This window comes from Hymenobacter sp. B81, from assembly GCF_044628455.1.
Lineage (GTDB): Bacteria > Bacteroidota > Bacteroidia > Cytophagales > Hymenobacteraceae > Solirubrum.
In genome coordinates this window covers 755,846-771,040 of sequence record NZ_JBIYZW010000002.1, presented here as the reverse complement: position 1 = coordinate 771,040, position 15,195 = coordinate 755,846, and the positions used below count along the sequence as shown (strand labels likewise).

General features: G+C 66.4%; 14 protein-coding genes. 8 read left to right on the top strand and 6 right to left on the bottom strand.

The window, feature by feature from the left end; translation table 11 throughout:
* Positions 1-108 precede the first annotated feature (108 nt).
* From ACE191_RS14515 to ACE191_RS14500, 4 genes are all read left to right on the top strand, one after another.
* Positions 109-543 carry a hypothetical protein gene (locus ACE191_RS14515; RefSeq protein ID WP_400192957.1) on the top strand — a complete coding sequence of 145 codons (435 nt, stop codon included), beginning with the start codon at positions 109-111 and terminating at the stop codon, positions 541-543.
* Between the two features lie 119 nt (positions 544-662).
* Positions 663-1,703: a PmoA family protein gene (locus ACE191_RS14510; RefSeq protein WP_400192956.1), complete on the top strand. Its 1,041-nt coding sequence runs from the start codon at positions 663-665 to the stop codon at positions 1,701-1,703.
* Between the two features lie 303 nt (positions 1,704-2,006).
* Positions 2,007-2,408 (top strand): hypothetical protein, encoded by a 402-nt coding sequence (locus tag ACE191_RS14505; protein WP_400192955.1) that lies wholly within the window; start codon positions 2,007-2,009, stop codon positions 2,406-2,408.
* Positions 2,409-2,537: 129 nt separating this feature from the next.
* Positions 2,538-3,086, top strand: coding sequence for a GNAT family N-acetyltransferase (locus ACE191_RS14500; RefSeq protein WP_400192954.1), 549 nt, complete (start codon positions 2,538-2,540; stop codon positions 3,084-3,086).
* Positions 3,087-3,098: 12 nt separating this feature from the next.
* Here ACE191_RS14500 and ACE191_RS14495 read toward each other — a convergent pair whose 3' ends face one another.
* Positions 3,099-4,766 carry an MFS transporter gene (locus ACE191_RS14495; protein WP_400192953.1) on the bottom strand — a complete coding sequence of 556 codons (1,668 nt, stop codon included), beginning with the start codon at positions 4,764-4,766 and terminating at the stop codon, positions 3,099-3,101.
* A gap of 223 nt (positions 4,767-4,989) precedes the next feature.
* Between ACE191_RS14495 and ACE191_RS14490 the strand changes: the two genes are divergently transcribed.
* Together ACE191_RS14490 and ACE191_RS14485 are read left to right on the top strand one after the other, a co-directional pair.
* Complete coding sequence (locus ACE191_RS14490) at positions 4,990-5,373, top strand: hypothetical protein (protein ID WP_400192952.1); 384 nt, start codon at positions 4,990-4,992, stop codon at positions 5,371-5,373.
* 239 nt (positions 5,374-5,612) lie between these two features.
* A complete protein-coding gene (locus ACE191_RS14485) occupies positions 5,613-6,143 on the top strand; it encodes a ferritin (RefSeq protein WP_400192951.1) in 531 nt (176 codons plus the stop codon).
* A gap of 211 nt (positions 6,144-6,354) precedes the next feature.
* Here the strand turns inward: ACE191_RS14485 and ACE191_RS14480 are convergent, their stop codons facing one another.
* Complete coding sequence (locus ACE191_RS14480) at positions 6,355-6,654, bottom strand: hypothetical protein (RefSeq protein WP_400192950.1); 300 nt, start codon at positions 6,652-6,654, stop codon at positions 6,355-6,357.
* Between the two features lie 381 nt (positions 6,655-7,035).
* Between ACE191_RS14480 and ACE191_RS14475 the strand changes: the two genes are divergently transcribed.
* Complete coding sequence (locus ACE191_RS14475; RefSeq protein WP_400192949.1) at positions 7,036-8,802, top strand: serine hydrolase domain-containing protein; 1,767 nt, start codon at positions 7,036-7,038, stop codon at positions 8,800-8,802.
* Positions 8,803-8,817: 15 nt separating this feature from the next.
* Here the strand turns inward: ACE191_RS14475 and ACE191_RS14470 are convergent, their stop codons facing one another.
* The 4 genes from ACE191_RS14470 to ACE191_RS14455 form a co-directional block, all read right to left on the bottom strand.
* Positions 8,818-9,246, bottom strand: coding sequence for a hypothetical protein (locus tag ACE191_RS14470; RefSeq protein WP_400192948.1), 429 nt, complete (start codon positions 9,244-9,246; stop codon positions 8,818-8,820).
* Between the two features lie 152 nt (positions 9,247-9,398).
* Complete coding sequence (locus ACE191_RS14465) at positions 9,399-11,525, bottom strand: M13 family metallopeptidase (RefSeq protein WP_400192947.1); 2,127 nt, start codon at positions 11,523-11,525, stop codon at positions 9,399-9,401.
* A gap of 61 nt (positions 11,526-11,586) precedes the next feature.
* Entirely contained in the window at positions 11,587-12,669 is a 1,083-nt protein-coding gene (locus tag ACE191_RS14460) for an NADH:flavin oxidoreductase/NADH oxidase (RefSeq protein WP_400192946.1), read from the bottom strand.
* 548 nt (positions 12,670-13,217) lie between these two features.
* Positions 13,218-14,180, bottom strand: a complete 963-nt coding sequence (locus tag ACE191_RS14455; RefSeq protein WP_400192945.1) for an alpha/beta fold hydrolase — start codon at positions 14,178-14,180, stop codon at positions 13,218-13,220.
* A gap of 141 nt (positions 14,181-14,321) precedes the next feature.
* Here ACE191_RS14455 and ACE191_RS14450 point away from each other — a divergent pair, with 141 nt between their 5' ends.
* The gene (locus ACE191_RS14450) at positions 14,322-15,179 is read left to right on the top strand and encodes a pirin family protein (RefSeq protein ID WP_400192944.1); all 858 of its coding nucleotides are present in this window, start codon (positions 14,322-14,324) and stop codon (positions 15,177-15,179) included.
* Positions 15,180-15,195: the final 16 nt, after the last annotated feature.

Sequence of the window (15,195 nt, the reverse complement as noted above, 5' to 3'; positions counted from 1 at the left end):
TGGCGCCGCTGCCCGGGGCAGCGGCGCTTTTTTATGCCCGAAGGCCAGGAGTACGCAGGAGTGCGCGGCGCCAAAGCCGCTATCTTACGCTTGCTACCAACTCTTCCTATGCCCATTTCGTCCCGCCTCCTGCTGGTTGCTCTGTTGCTGACGGGCGGCCCGCACCTGCCGATTCGGGCCCAGCCAACGAGCGGTGCCGGGCTTACCCCTCCCGCCGACACGGTATCGGCCTTGCATGAGCTGTTTCAAGCCAAGCGCAAAACCAGCGTCTTCTTCGGTGGCAGCACGGTAGTCACCCTGGCGCTGCCGGTGGTGGTAACCGGCGCTGTGCTGATCAATGGATTAAGCGGAACCCGTGCCCCGAGCGCGGCCCTCCCCTTGCTGAGCCTGGGGGTAGGAGTGGGCGGAACTACGGCCCTGCTGACCCGCTATAGCCGCTATACCAAGCGTAACGAGCAGCGCGTGCTAAGCCGCTACGAACAATCCGGCCGGCTGCCGCCCTGGGTGCGCCGGCGCCTACGCGAGCGGCTGAGCCAGCCCTGAAGCTTGGACGCAGGAAGGGAACCGACTTCAGCTTACCCCAGCGGGCAGGAGTGAGCAGGGCGCGGCCGTAGCCTTGGTGGCGTAGGTTGCGTCGGTTACCCATCTTACTTGTTTCCGCCATGCGCCTTCCTGCCTTGCTGCTGACGCTGCTGCCCCTGAGTGGCTGGGCCCAACGGGTCGAGCTGGCCCTGCGTGAAGCCGAGCAGCGGGTAGTAGTAACCGTTGACGGTCAGCCGTTTACCAGCTACTACTTCCCCGGGCCGGCCGTGCTGAAAAAGCCCGTCCTCTACCCCATCATCACGGCCGGTGGGCAGCCCATCACGCGCGGCTGGCCACTGGCGCCGCGCCCGCACGAGCGCATCGACCACCCGCACCAGGTAGGGCTGTGGTTTAACTTCGGCGACGTGAACGGGCTGGATTTCTGGAACAACTCCACCGACATCCTGCCCAGCCACAAGGGTCCCTTCGGCACCATCGTGCACACCGGTATCACCCAGCAGGCCAGCGGCCGGGGCCAGGCCACGCTTACCGTCACGGCCGACTGGCTCGATGCGCAGCAGCGCCCTCTGCTGCGCCAGACGACTACCTACGTGTTCCGCGCCCGGGGCCGGCAGCGCGCCATCGACCACCACACCACCCTCACGGCCTTGGCGCAGCCGGTAACGTTTCGCGACAACAAAGAAGGCCTGCTGGCTTTGCGCGTGGCCCGGCAGCTGGAGCACCCCAGCCCCAAAAAAGCCGTGCTGCTCGATGCCGCCGCTCAGCCGCTCCGGCCCGCTGTGGTCGACTCGGCCGGGGTGAGCGGGCGTTACCGCAGCAGCGAGGGGCGCACCGGCGAGGCCGTGTGGGGCACCCGGGCCCGTTGGGTTACCCTCAGCGGCACGCTGCCCGGCGCCGAAGCCGTATCGGTAAGCCTGCTTGACCACCCCACCAACCTTGGCTACCCCAGCTACTGGTGCGCCCGCGGCTACGGCTTATTCGCCGCCAACCCGCTGGGCCCCGCCGCCCTCACCCAGGGCCGGCAGCCGGCTATGCACTACACCCTGGCCGCGGGCGAGTCAATCAGCTTCCGCCACCGGTTGCTGCTGGCGCCGGGCGCCCTTACCACCCCGCAGCTCGACCAGCAGGCGCAACGGTTTGCCCGCGGCCGCGGTCTGTAGATATCCTACTGAGGCAAAGATTATCGATGGCCGGCAGGCCCACATTTTCATGTGTGCGGCGGCGCGCGCCGGTGGCCAGAACCGGCTTACCAAAAGGCTGCCCCAGGAGCCGTACAGCCGCTTAGGCATTATCCAATTAAAATTCGCATCAACCCACAAATTCAGCCACTTACCACACAATTATGTAGGCCCGCGCAAGCAACCGTTGGCGGCTTGGAAGCACCTATGGGGTAACGCTTTCGCCCTGCTCTGCCCCAAAGGCAGCGGGGCATTTTCACCCCAACCCCTTTCCAACCTACCGCTATGAAAACCTCCCTGCTCCAAGCCTCCCGCCTGCTCGTGCTAGCCGCCGTTGCCAGCTTTGGTCTGAGCTCGGCCGCCCAAGCCCAATCGGCTGGCGCCAAGCCCGTCTCCGTCGACCAGGTGGCCGACTTCACCTACCTGGTGAAAGTGTGCAACCCCACCCTGCAGGCCGGCCAGGTGAAGCTGGTGCGCATGAGCGACAACGCCGTGCTGTACCGCAGCACCAGCTACAGCCCCACCATCGGCAAGAAGATCAACTTCCGCGAGCTGCCCGACGGCCAGTACGCGCTGGTAGTGAAAGTGGGCCAGGACGTGCACCGCTATACCCTCGACATGCACACCCGCATGGAGCGCACCTCGCGCCTGGGCTCGGTCACGATGACGGCCATGGCGGTAAAGTAACCCCCGCTGCCTAACCTCAACGCGCCACCGCCCGCCGCGGTGGCGCTTTTTTGGGGCGCGTCGAATGCGTTTGGGCCCGACCCCATTCCGCCATACTTTGCGTCTACCTCACTTCCCTTTGCCTGACGGATGAATCTTCTGCCCCCGCTGCCCGACCACATACCCGTGCTGGAAACGCCGCGGCTGCGGCTGCGCGGCTACCGCTCCAGCGACTTTCCGGCCTACGTGGCCATGTGGCAGCACCCCGACTTCTACCGCTACCTGGCGCCGCAGCCTCTGCCGGAGGAAGACATTTGGGGCATTCTGCTGCGTGCCGCCGGGCACTGGGCCCTGCAGGGCTACGGGTTTGGGGCCGTGGAGGAAAAAGCCAGCGGTGAGTTTATCGGGGCCGTGGGCTTTGCCGACCGCCACCGGGCGCTCGACCCACCCAGCAATGGAGCCCCGGAAATTGGCTGGGTGCTGGCGGCCCGCACCCACGGCCGCGGCTACGCTACCGAGGCCGTACAGGCCGCCCTGGCCTGGGGCGACGCTCACTTTGGCGGCGCCCGCACCATGTGCATCATGCACCCCGACAACGTGGCCTCGCGGCGGGTGGCCGAGAAGTTCGGGTACCGGGAGTTTGCCCGCACGCTCTACAAAAACGCGCTGACGGTGCTGCTGGAGCGTCCCGGGCGGTAAAGCAGCTTGTGCTCAGGTCTGGCTTTCCAGCGCGGTGGCGGGCGGCGGCACCTCCACGTTGGCCGAGCGCGGGAAAGCCAGAAAGTGCGTGACGCGCGGCGGCTCGGGGCCCGCGTGAAACCGGCGTACCCGGGCCCGTACCAGGGCATCTTCGCGGGTGAAACGGTGGTGCTGGCGCTCATGCTCGCCCCAGGTGGCCACGTAGAAAAACTCGGTAAGGCACTCGGGCCGGCTCACGTCGGCAAACACCCCGGCCCGCAGCGCCCCGTCGCGCAGCCGCAGCCGGGTGAGCTGGGCCATGGCGGCGCGGAAAGCCGGCTGATCGGCCGCCGGTACCTGGTACTCTACCATCACCACCACCGGCCCATCGTCGGGGTCGATGCCGCTCGTAGTCACGTTGGGAATGGGCCAGTGGCCGGCCGGGGCCAGGTCGCGGTCTTCGGCCGGGCGCAGCGGGAAGGGCCAGGCCAGCAGCAAGCTCAGCAGCAGCCAGCCGGCGGCCAGCAGCAGCGCCGCTTCCAGGTTCAGGCGGTCGGCCAGCTCGCCCCACACCACGCTGCCCAGCGCCAGCCCGGCCTGAAACACCAGCATGTAAATGCTCACCACCCGCGCCTGCACCCACTTGGGCACGTGCAGCTGCACGCTGGTGCTGAAGGAAGTCATGCTCATCAGCCAGGCAATGCCCGACACGAACATCACCGGGTAAAGCCAGTACACCTGGCGCACCAGGGCCAGGCTCACGTTGGTGCCCACGAAGACCAGCGTACCCAGCAACACCCGCTGGTTGAAGCTCAGGCGCGCACCCACCCGCCCCAGCAGCAGAGCCCCCGTAACGGCCCCGGCTCCCAGCCACGAAAGCAGCACGCCATAGGCGCCCGAGCTCAGGTGCAGGCGGTGAGCGGTAACCAGCGACAGCAAAGCCCACATGGCGCTGGCGCCCATCGAGAAGCCAAAGGCCCGCACCAGCACGGCGTAGATGGCGGGCGAGTAGCGCACGTAGCGCAGTCCCGCCCGCAGCGCCCCGGTGAAATTCTCACCGGGCCCGTGGCGGCCGGCTTCTTCGGCCGGCCGCCGCCAGCGGTACACCACCAGCCAGGTGCCCACAAAGGAGAATCCGTTGAGCAGGAACACGTAGCCGGGCGAGTAGTAGGCAATGATGACCCCGCCCAGGGCCGGACCCAGCGCCCGCGCAATGTTGTTGCTCACCCCGTTCAGGGTAATGGCCGAGGGCAGCACCGACCGCGGCACCAGCTCCACCGTCACGGTTTGCCAGATGGGGCCGTTCAGGGCCGCGCCCACCCCCAGCAGAAACGTAAACGCCAGCACGCCCAGCGCCGAAATTTCTCCCAGCAGCGTGAGCGTACCCAGGCCGAAGGCCACCACGCCCATGAAGCCCTGGGTAACCAGCAGCATGCGGCGCCGGTCTAGCAGGTCGCCCAGGGCGCCGGCGGGCATGCTCAGCAGAAACGAGGGCAGGCTGGTGGCCGTTTGCATAAGCGCCACCAGCAAAGCCGAGGTGGTGAGCGTCGTCACCAGCCACACGCCCGCCACGTTCTGCATCCAGGTGCCGATGTTCGATACCACCGAGGCAATCCAGATAGCCCGGAACATGGCGTAGGTGAAGGGTGTGCCCAGCGTCACCCGGGTGGGCAGTTCGGCGGAAGAAGAGGAAGACGCCATAAAATCAGAACAGCTGAAGCCTGGAATGGTAGGCGGCAGCCTGCCTACGGCCGGGTAGCAAGCCGGGGTTGCACGGGCGCCCGAACCCAGGCCGCGGCAGGCTTGACGGAAGCATAACGCTGCGGTGCCTTTCAGCTCACGGCCCGCGCCCACCTTTGCTCCGGCAAATGCCCGAGGAGCCGGGTGGCTCCCGCGACGTTCCCTTCCCTAACCCCGTCAGCTTATGAAGACTTTCCCGCGCCCCGCCGCCCAACTGTTGCTGCTGGCTGCCCTGGCCGGAGCCAGCTTATCCGCCTCGGCCCAGTCGGAGCCCGCCGCGCCTCAGCCCGTGGGAGTTGAGCGAGTGGGCGAGTTCGTGTACCTGGTGCGAGTGAGCAACCCGCAGCGGCAGCCCGGCCGCCTGCAGCTGCTGCGCCCCGCCGACGGCAGCGTACTCTACGAGGACAGCAGCTCGCAGGCCTCGTTCGGGCAGAAGCTCAACGTGCAGCACCTGCCCGACGGCGAGTACCAACTGGTGGTGAAGCTGGGCCCCGCCCAGCACCGTTTTACCCTGAACCTGCGCACCACCACGCAGCGCACTACCGACCTGACCACCGCCCGCCGCTAGTCCGGCCCCGCACTTGCGGCAGCTGGCACGGGCCCCGCGGTCCGTGCTTTTTTGTGCGCCTCGGGGCCGGTTTTTTTCCGCCGCCGCCAGTTGCCGGGGCGGGCCGGAGCCGGCAGTAAAGTGACGGACGGGGCCGCCCAAACGCAGCTTACGCCCACGAAAACCGACCGGCCCGAGCGGATTTTTCGAGTAGATTTGGTTTCCGCCGGCATTCGTTCGTCCACCTTCCTACTTTTTCCATGCTGACCCAACCCATCCAGCAAGCACTAAACAAGCAGATTGCCATGGAGGCGCAGTCGTCGCAGGCCTACCTGGCCATGGCGTCCTGGGCCGAAATTCAGCCCGGCCTCGACGGCGTAACCAACTTCTTCTACCAGCAGAGCGACGAGGAGCGGGTGCACATGCTCAAGCTCATCCGCTACGTGAACGAGCGCGGCGGCTTTGCCGTGGTGCCCGCCCTGCCCCAGCCCAACATCACCTTCCAGTCGCTGAAGCGGGTGTTCGAGGAGTTCCTGCGCCACGAGATGGCCGTATCGGAAAGCATCAACGAGCTGGTGGGCCTGGCTCTGCAGGAAAAGGACTTCGCCACCCACAACTTCCTGCAGTGGTACGTGTCGGAGCAGATCGAGGAAGAAGGCCTGGCGCGCATGCTCAACGACAAGCTGGAGCTAGTGGGCGACGACAAGGGCGGCATCTACCTGTTCGACAAAGACATCATGCTGTTCCGGGCCAACGCCTCGCCCAGCGGCCGGGTATCCAGCGCGGGCTAGCGGCCGGTACCGCCGCCCCTTCGGCTCCGTAAACCAAACGCGTCGCCCCGGCTTCCGCAAGGAAAACCGGGGCGACGCGTTTGGTTTACGGAGCCGAAGGGGCGGCGGTACCGGCCGCTAGCCCGCGCTGGATACCCGGCCGCTGGGCGAGGCGTTGGCCCGGCTTCCGCAAGGAAAACCGGGGCGACGCGTTCCGGCCAAGTGCGGGCGGCTACTGGTTGCGTACCGGCGGCTCGACGGTAATGATGCCGCGGCGGCGCGGGGCAGCCTGGGCTTTCTTCTTGGCCTTTTTCTTGGCCGAGAGACGGCGAAACACGTTACGGCGGTACTTGCGGCGGCTGTTGCCCTTGTACTTCTTGTAGCTGGGGCGCGGCACGCGCGGCGGCGCCGCCACGGCGGCCACGGCCTCCATAGCCTCGGTAGCGGCCTCAGCGGCCAAAGGTTCGGCCAATACCGCCGACGGGTCCATCAGCAGCAGGGCGCAAAGCAGCAGGAGCAGGTACTTTCGCATAAAATCGGGAAGAAGGTAGTGGGCGAAACTGCCGGGAACGGGCGTCGGGCCGCGCCGCCACGGCTTGTACGCAGCAGCTCCCGCCGCGGCTTACCGCATACATCGTGCCTCAAGCAGGCAAGTTTGAAGCGCCGTTCCGGGAATACCCACATCTGTCCGGAAATATCCGGAGCCACTTTACCATTTCAGCTACCTGACTACTTGCTCACTAGCTCGACATTAACCCGTTAGAGTCAGCTGCATTTTCATGCCATTATTATAATTTTTATATCTATGAGCCAGCCATTTTCTGCGGAATAACCACTAAACTTGAATTATCAGTCGAAGTACTGTGCCGGCCCCCTCAGGCCGCTTTCAAGGCTCTTTTGCCCGGTTGGATAAGTGAAGAAAGTATTGGCCCTGCTGCTGACCGGCCTGCTGACCGGCTCGGCCTGGGCACAGACCGGGGTGGCCGTGCCCGAGCTGGCGCACTGCGACGAGTTGATTGAGCAATTCCGGCAGCGCTGGAAAATACCGGGGGTTTCGGTGGCCATCAGCCGCCACGGCCGCCTGGTGTACGCCCGCGGCTTCGGCCACGCCGACCTGGCGCGCACCGTGCCCATGCAGCCGCACCACCAGCTGCGGGTAGCCAGCGTGTCGAAGCCCGTGACGGCGGTGGCCGTTCTGAAGCTGGCCGAGGACGGCCGCCTCGACCTCGACCACCGGGTGTTCGGCCCCGAAGGCTACTTGACGGCTCCCTACTACAACGAGGTCATCCGCGACGAGCGCATCTACGACATCACCCTGCGGCAGCTGCTGGAGCACTCGGCCGGCTGGAACCGCAACGCGGGCATGGACGGCTTTGCCAGCTCCGACCCCATCGAGTTTCCCTTGCACGTAACCGAGAGCCTGCAGGTGCCCAATCCCGTGGGCGACTCCACGCTGTTGCGCTTCATGCTGGGCAAGGGCCTCGATTTCCGGCCCGGCAGCCGCTTTGCCTACTCCAACGTCGGCTACCTGGTGCTGGGCAAGGTGCTGGAGAAAGTAACCGGCCAATCCTACGCAACCTGGGTGCGGCAGCAGGTGCTGGCCCCGGCCGGCGTGCGCGAGGCCCACTTGGGCCGCAACCTGCTGGCCGACAAGCTGCCCTACGAAGCCGAGTATTTCAGCAAAAGCTCGGCCCTTTCCTGCTACGGTACCGGCGAGCAGGTGCCCCTGCCCTACGGCGGGCGCAACCTGGAGGCCATGAGCGCCCACGGCGGCTGGGTGTTCTCGGCCCGCGACCTGGTGCGCTTCATGCTGGCCGTCGACGGCTCGCCCTCCCGCCCCGACCTGCTCACGCCGGCTTCGGTGGCCAGCATGGTTGAGCCCTCGGAGCAGAACCGCCGCTACGCCAAGGGCTGGATGGTGACCAAAGACCGGGTGCGCTGGCACACCGGCGCCCTCGACGGCACCGCCAGCTGCGTGGCCACCAACTCGGAGGGCTATACCTGGGCCATCCTGCTCAACGGCCGCCCCGCTCCCAACCGCTTCTGGAACGAGCTGGAAGACCTGGGCTGGGACTGCATCGGCGGCTCGAACAACTGGCCCACGTTCGACCTGATGCCGCCCACCGAGCCAGTGAGCCGGCTGCGCTACGCCCCGGTCGCCGCGCCCGACGCGGCCCGCCTGAGCTGGCGCAAAGGCAACGGCAGCCACCGGCTGGTGCTGCTGCGCGAGGGCAGCCCCGTGGACGTGCTGCCCCAGGAAGGCCGCAGCTACGCTGCCAGTTCCGTGTTCGGCCTGGGTGCCGGCCTGGGCCACGACACATTCGTAGTCGGCGCCGGCGCCGATACGGCACTGACCGTCAGCAACCTCAAGCCGGGCCACGCTTACTACCTGAGCGTGTTCGAATACCAGCAGACCGACGCCACGGGCCAACAGCCGGTATACGCCTTCGAAGGCCACGCGCGGCTGCAGTTCAACCAGCCGGTGCCGGCCGTTCTGGCCAAGGCCCACACGAAACAGGTAAAGAAGAGCAGCCGCTCGCGCCAGGCCACGGCTGGCAACCGCCGCAAAGCCCAGCCGGACCGGCCCGTCGCGGCTCCGGAAACTACCGCTCCGACCGATTACATGGCCTGGCTGCGGGAAAAAAGCCGGGGCATCCGCCGCTGGCTGAGCGGCAGCTAAGCTCGGCTATCCACCTCAGTTCTGCGCCGTAAGCCAGCGCACGGCTTCGCCCTCTTCGGTAAACTGGTTGAGGGAGCAGTTGTCACCGTGGGTGTGGGGCAGGGGTGGCAGGGTGTCGTCCTGCACGTGGTCGAGCTGGTAGGGCGCCACCAGAAAAGCCAGGTAGGCCCGGCGGTGCAGGTGCTGGCGCAGGGTGGGGTAAAATACCTCGGTCAGCCAGTGCACATCGCGGGCATCGACCTGCACGCGGCGGCGCGCGTCAATCAGCCAGCGGCAGCAGCTGTTACAGGCCGTGGCAAAACGCAGCATTTCCTGGTAGCCGGCGCGCAGCTCGGCCGAGGTGGTCGGGCGCGTCCAACGGGCCGTAACCACCCCCAGGTCGGCCCGGTGAGCCAGCTGCAGGAAATCGGCGGTGGCGGAAGCAGTGGGAGTAGAGGTAATCATGCACGAATCGGCGAAGCCGGAAATGACCAGTGCTGGTACGGCGGCGGCGGCGCTGGTGTTCGGCGCGCCGCGGCGGGCGGGCCGAAAACAAACCCGGCGGCCCGCTGCTGCGGACCGCCGGGCGCGGGTGAAGTCGTTGGTCAGAAGCCGGCTTACCAGATTTTGGCGCGGTCGTCGTCGGTGCGCACCATTTTCTGGCCGGGCTGGCAGCCAAAGGCCTGGTAGAACTGGGGCATGTTCATCAACGGCCCAATGGTGCGGTACTGGTCGGGGGAGTGCGGGTCGGTCAGGATCTGCTGGCGCAGGGCCTCGGGCCGAATGTTGGAACGCCGCAGCTGGGCCCACGACAGGAAAAAGCGCTGCTCGGGCGTGAAGCCGTCAATTTTGGGGCGCGGGCCCGAGCCGTACTGCTTCTGCAGCTGCTTTTGCAGCGCGCCGTACACCACCGTGAGGCCGGCGAAGTCGGCCAGGTTCTCGCCCATGGTCAGCTTGCCGTTCACGTACACCGAGTCGAGCGGTGAGAAGGCGCTGTACTGGCGGCCTACTACCGCGGCCCGCTTGGTGAATTCCGCCGCGTCGGCCGGCGTCCACCAGTCGCGCAGGTTGCCTTCCGAGTCGTACTGGCGGCCCTGGTCGTCGAAGCCGTGGGTGATTTCGTGGCCGATAACCCCGCCGATGGCGCCATAGTTCACCGCATCGTCGGCCTTGGGGTCGAAGAAGGGCGGCTGCAGGTACCCGGCCGGAAACACGATTTCGTTCATCGGCGGGTTGTAGTAGGCGTTGATGGTGGAGGGCGTCATGCCCCACTCGTTGCGGTCGATGGGCCCGCCGAACTTCTTCACATCCTGCTGGTAGTCCCAGGCGCGGGCGGCCAGCAGGTTTTTCAGGTACGACTCGCGCGAGACGCTCAGCGCCGAGTAGTCCTTCCACTCGTCGGGGTAACCGATTTTGACGCGCAGGGCGTTGAGCTTTTTGAGGGCCTCCTGCTTGGTCGGCTCGCTCATCCAGGTGTTGCTCTGGATGTGCTCGGCCATCGAGGCCTTGATGTTGCTCACCATCTCCAGGGCCTTCTGCTTGGCCTCGGGCGAAAACGCCTTGTCGACGTAAAGCTGGCCGAAGGCTTCGCCCAGGGCGTTGTCGGTGGCGGCCAGCATGCGCTTCCAGCGGGTGGGCTGCTGCTTGGTGCCACTCAGCACCTGCTGAAAGCGGAAGGCCTCGGTGCCGTAGGCCTGGGGCAGGGCCGCCGTCACCGAGCGCACCAGGTGCCAGCGCAGGTAGGTTTTCAGGTCGGCCAGCGGCTCGGTTTTGAGCAGGGCATTCACCTCGTCGAAAAACGCCGGCTGGCCCACAATCACCTCCTGGGCCTTACCCAGCTGCAGGTTGCTCAGCAGGGCGGGCAGCTGCAGGTTGGGGTAGCGCTTGGCGGCGGCGGCCAGGGTCATCTGGTTGTAGTTCAGCTGCGGGTCGCGCAGCTCCACGCGGGTACGGGCAGCTTTAGCCAGGCGCGTTTCCAGGCGCTCCACGGCGGCGGCGTTCTTTTTGGCCGTGGCCTCGTTGTCGCCCAGCAGGGCAAACATGTTGGTCAGGTACTTGCGGTAGGCCGCGCGGATGTTCTCGGTGCGGGCGTCCTGCTTGAAGTAAAAGTCGCGGTCGGGCAGCGTGAGGCCGCCCTGGTTGAGGCCGATGACGTAGCGGGTGGTGTTTTTCTCGTCGATGTCGATGCCCGCGCCGAAGAAAGCCCCGGTTTGCAGCTGCTTCTGCCGGGCCAGAGCGGCCAGCAGGGTTTTCTGGTCTTTCACCGCCGCAATACGGTCCAGCTCGGGCTTGAGCGGACTCAACCCGGCCTTTTCGATGGCCACGGTGTCCATGGCCGAGGCGTAGAAGTCGCCGACTTTCTGCAGGTTTGAGCCTTTGGGCGCGCTGCTGTTGGCCGCGGCGTCTTCCAGAATCTGGCGCAGCAGGGCCTGGGTCCGCTCGCCCAGCAGGTTGCGCGGCCCCCAGCGCGTGGCGTACGAGGGTAGCGGGTTGTTCTTGAGCCAGTTACCGCCCGAGTACTGGTAGAAGTCCTCGCAGGGCGACACAGCGGGGTTGATGTCGGCCGGATTGATGCTCAGGCCCTTGATGACGGGCTCGGTCGAGGCGGTGGCACCGGCGTCCGCCGCGGTGGAAGCGGCCGGAGCCGTGGCCGCGGGCGGATTGCTGGCCGCGCAGCCAGCCAGCGTCAGCAGGCCGAGCAGGGCCAGGCCCTGGGGCAACCGGGAAGAAAGGAGAGTAGACATAGGCGAACGGTGGGAAAGGAACGAAGCCAAAGACCCGCCCGGGCAAGTTAGGCTGCTTGGGCTATTTCGCCGCGGGCCGGGGCTTGGCGCGCACGTACTGGTCGGGCCAGGCCACGTCGGCGCCCAGCTCGTGGGCCGCGCGCAATGGGAAATGCGGGTCGCGCAGCAGCTCGCGGGCCAGCAGCACCAGGTCGGCCTCACCGTTTTCGATGATGGCCGCGGCCTGCTCCGGCTCCGTTATCAGGCCCACGGCGCCGGTGGGCAGGCCGGTTTCCTGGCGGATGCGGGCGGCAAACGGCACCTGGTAGTTGGGGCCCACGGGAATGTCGGCACGGGGCACGTTGCCGCCGGTCGAGCAGTCCAGCAAGTCCACGCCCTTGGTTTTAAGCACCGCCGCCAAGGCTACCGAGTCGTCGGCGGTCCAGCCGCCTTCGGTCCAGTCGGTGGCCGAGATGCGCACCAGCAGCGGCAGCTCGGCGGGCCACACTGCGCGGGTAGCCTCCGTCACTTCCACCAGCAGCCGAATGCGGTTCTCGAACGAGCCGCCGTAGCGGTCGGTGCGCTGGTTGCTGAGCGGCGACAGAAACTCGTGCAGCAGGTAGCCGTGGGCCGCGTGCAGCTCCACCACTTTGAAGCCCGCCTCCAACGCCCGCTCGGCCGCGGCGCGAAAATCAGCCACTACTTTCTTGATGCCGGCCTCGTCGAGGGCCAGCGGGGCGGTTTCGTCGGGCGCGAATGGCCGGGCGCTGGGGGCCACCGTGGGCCAGCCGCCGGCGGCGGCCGCTACCTCGGCGCCGCCTTTCCAGGGGCTGGCGTGGCTGGCCTTGCGCCCGGCGTGGGCCAGCTGAATGCCGGGCACCGCGCCCTGCGCCTCGATGAAAGCCGTAATGCGCCGCAGAAACGGTACGTGCTCGGCTTTCCAGATGCCCAGGTCGTCGGGCGTGATGCGGCCCTCGGGCGACACGGCGGCGGCTTCGGTAAGCACCAGGCCGGCGCCGCCCACGGCGCGGCTGCCCAAATGCACCAGGTGCCAGTCGTTGGCGAAGCCATCTTCGCTGCTGTACTGGCACATGGGCGACACGACAAGGCGGTTTTTCAGGGTGATGCCGCGCAGGGTAAGCGGGGTAAACAGGGAACTAGGCATAACAGGCGAGGAGATTCGGAATGGGAAAGCGGCTAAACTGCCAACGCCGGGACGAGGTTTCGGCGGCACCCAAAACAGGGCAGCCCCGCTGCGCGTGGCAACGGGGCCGCCTGGGTTACGGCAGCTTCTGAAGGCGGCTGAAACCGCCCACTCTGCTACCCCAGCAGGTCTTCTGCCGAGCGAAAGGCTGTCAGGTTGCACCAACCAAACGTCTTGCCGAATCAACCGAACAGTCATGCTGAGCGAAGTCGAAGCATCTCTCCCCCTTCGCCAGACAGAATCTACCCGTCAGCAGTCATTTTCACCCCGTCAGCACGCATTTACAGCACGTCAGCACGCACTTACACTATGTCAGGAGGCATTTACAGCACATCAGCTGACACTTACATACCTGTCAGCACACACTTACAGCACGTCAGCAAGCATTTACAGTGTGTCAGCACCTGCTTACAGCCCGTCCTGCTGAGCGGAGTGCAGTGCCCGAAGCCTCACTCCCACGTCGCCTGGCACCCCTCTCTTTTGGATAGGGGCCGGAGTGAGGTTCCGACCTACTTCTTCGCCTTGGGCAGCTTGCCCACGAAAGCCGTTACGGCCTGCTGAAACTCCTTGGGGTTTTCCTGGTAGGGGTTGTGGCGCCCGGGCAGCAAGGCCACCTGCTGTTTGGGGAAGCGGAACGACTTGTAATGTTCGGGGCCGGTGGTCTGGTCTTCGCGGCCGGCCACCACCAGCACCGGCATGGTCAGCTGGGCCGAGGCGGGCGTGAGGTCCTGCACGTAGTCGGGGTAGCGGAACACCTGGCTCGACAGCTCGCGGTTGGTGGCCACACTACGGACTACCTGGTTGGCGCGGGCCGCAGCCGTGTCGGAAGAGTACTGCAGCTTGTCCATCAGCTTCTTCTGATTGAGCATACCCACCACCATGCCCCAGCGCTGGGGCAGTGGCTGGGCCGGATCGAGCGGCGGGCGGCCTTCGGCGGGCAGCAGGGTGTAGCCGTAGCTGGTCATGTTCTCCATAGCTGCCGGCAAATTCAGAATGCTGTTGACCAGAATCAGGGCCTCCACGCGGTCGGGGTGCAGGCGGGCGTACTCGGTGGCAATGATGCCGCCGAAGGAGTGCGCCATCACCGTCCACTTCTCCAGGCCCAGCTGCTGACGGGTGTCTTCCAGGTCCTGCACCAGGCGGGCCAGGGCGTAGTTTTTCTGCGGGTCGCTGGGCGAGCGGCCGCTGCCGCGCTGATCCACGTAAATCAGCTGCAGCTGGTTTTCGAGGGCGCGGCCCCCCAGGGCCTCGAAGCTGTGGCTGCCCGCGCCGGGCCCGCCGTGCACGAACACGCAGGGGCGGCCCTGCCCGGCCACTTTCACAAAAAGCTTCACGCCGTCGGAGGTGGTGACGGTGGGCGTGCCGTTGGCGAGTTTGGCGGTTTTCTGCTGGGCGGCGGCCGGGGCCGCGCTCAGGGCGCCGAGCAAACAGAACAAGCCCAGACGGCGGGCAAAGGAAACGGTGGGGCGCATAAGGCGGCGGTTTGGAAGCGAATAGTTGGGCCTCAAGATAGAAACTCACCGCCGACTGCGCGCTGGCCCAATCCGGAAATGACCCGCCGGCAAAACATATTAGTCACCGCCGGGTATGCAGTCCTATACCCGCCTTCTACCATGCTCCGCACCATTCTCCGCCAGCACCGCGCCGTCAGTGCCCCCATTGCCGACCTGGTTACCTACCGGGCCCTGCCCACGCAGGCGCTCGAGCACCTCGACCCGTTTCTGTTTCTGAACCACCACGGCCCGCAGGTGTACCGGCCCCACAACCGCGGCCTGCCCTTCGGCCCCCACCCCCACCGCGGCTTCGAGACGGTAACCTTCATCCTGGAGGGCGACATCATGCACCAGGACAGCGGCGGCCACCGCAGCGTTATCGGGCCGGGCGGCATTCAGTGGATGACGGCCGGCAGCGGGCTGATTCACTCCGAGGTGTCGTCCGACGAGTTCAAGCAAACCGGCGGCCCGCTGGAAATCCTGCAGCTGTGGGTGAATTTGCCCGCCCGCCACAAGATGGTGGCCCCGCAGTACCAGGGCCTGCAGCAGGCCGATATTCCGACCGCCACTGCCGACGAGGGCCGGGTGCGCCTGCAGGTCATTTCGGGCCAGTGGCTGGGCACCGCCGGCGCCGTGCAGCCCCTGGCCGACGTGCAGCTGGCCACCGCGCACGTGCAGGCCGGCGGTCAGCTCCAACTCACCATTCCCGCCGAGCGCACCATCTTCTGCTACACCGTGCGCGGTCGGCTGCGCGTCAACGGCCAGGAAACCGAGGCGCGCCGCTTGGTTGAGTTCAGCAACGAGGGCGACGAGTTGCACCTCGAGACGCTGGAAGACAGCGTGCTGCTGCTGGGCCACGCGCGGCCCTTCCAGGAGCCCATCGTGGCCTACGGTCCCTTCGTGATGAACAGCGAGGCGGAAATTCGCCAGGCCTACCAGGACTACCAAAGCGGCAAGTTCGGCCAGTGGCAGGACTGAGTCGGCAGGACGCCAA

Coding starts and splice junctions, on each gene's coding strand:
- ACE191_RS14515 (WP_400192957.1), top strand. CDS start 109: ATGCCCATTTCGTCCCGCCTCCTGCTGGTTGCTCTGTTGCTGACGGGC.
- ACE191_RS14510 (WP_400192956.1), top strand. CDS start 663: ATGCGCCTTCCTGCCTTGCTGCTGACGCTGCTGCCCCTGAGTGGCTGG.
- ACE191_RS14505 (WP_400192955.1), top strand. CDS start 2,007: ATGAAAACCTCCCTGCTCCAAGCCTCCCGCCTGCTCGTGCTAGCCGCC.
- ACE191_RS14500 (WP_400192954.1), top strand. CDS start 2,538: ATGAATCTTCTGCCCCCGCTGCCCGACCACATACCCGTGCTGGAAACG.
- ACE191_RS14495 (WP_400192953.1), bottom strand. CDS start 4,766: ATGGCGTCTTCCTCTTCTTCCGCCGAACTGCCCACCCGGGTGACGCTG.
- ACE191_RS14490 (WP_400192952.1), top strand. CDS start 4,990: ATGAAGACTTTCCCGCGCCCCGCCGCCCAACTGTTGCTGCTGGCTGCC.
- ACE191_RS14485 (WP_400192951.1), top strand. CDS start 5,613: ATGCTGACCCAACCCATCCAGCAAGCACTAAACAAGCAGATTGCCATG.
- ACE191_RS14480 (WP_400192950.1), bottom strand. CDS start 6,654: ATGCGAAAGTACCTGCTCCTGCTGCTTTGCGCCCTGCTGCTGATGGAC.
- ACE191_RS14470 (WP_400192948.1), bottom strand. CDS start 9,246: ATGATTACCTCTACTCCCACTGCTTCCGCCACCGCCGATTTCCTGCAG.
- ACE191_RS14465 (WP_400192947.1), bottom strand. CDS start 11,525: ATGTCTACTCTCCTTTCTTCCCGGTTGCCCCAGGGCCTGGCCCTGCTC.
- ACE191_RS14460 (WP_400192946.1), bottom strand. CDS start 12,669: ATGCCTAGTTCCCTGTTTACCCCGCTTACCCTGCGCGGCATCACCCTG.
- ACE191_RS14455 (WP_400192945.1), bottom strand. CDS start 14,180: ATGCGCCCCACCGTTTCCTTTGCCCGCCGTCTGGGCTTGTTCTGTTTG.
- ACE191_RS14450 (WP_400192944.1), top strand. CDS start 14,322: ATGCTCCGCACCATTCTCCGCCAGCACCGCGCCGTCAGTGCCCCCATT.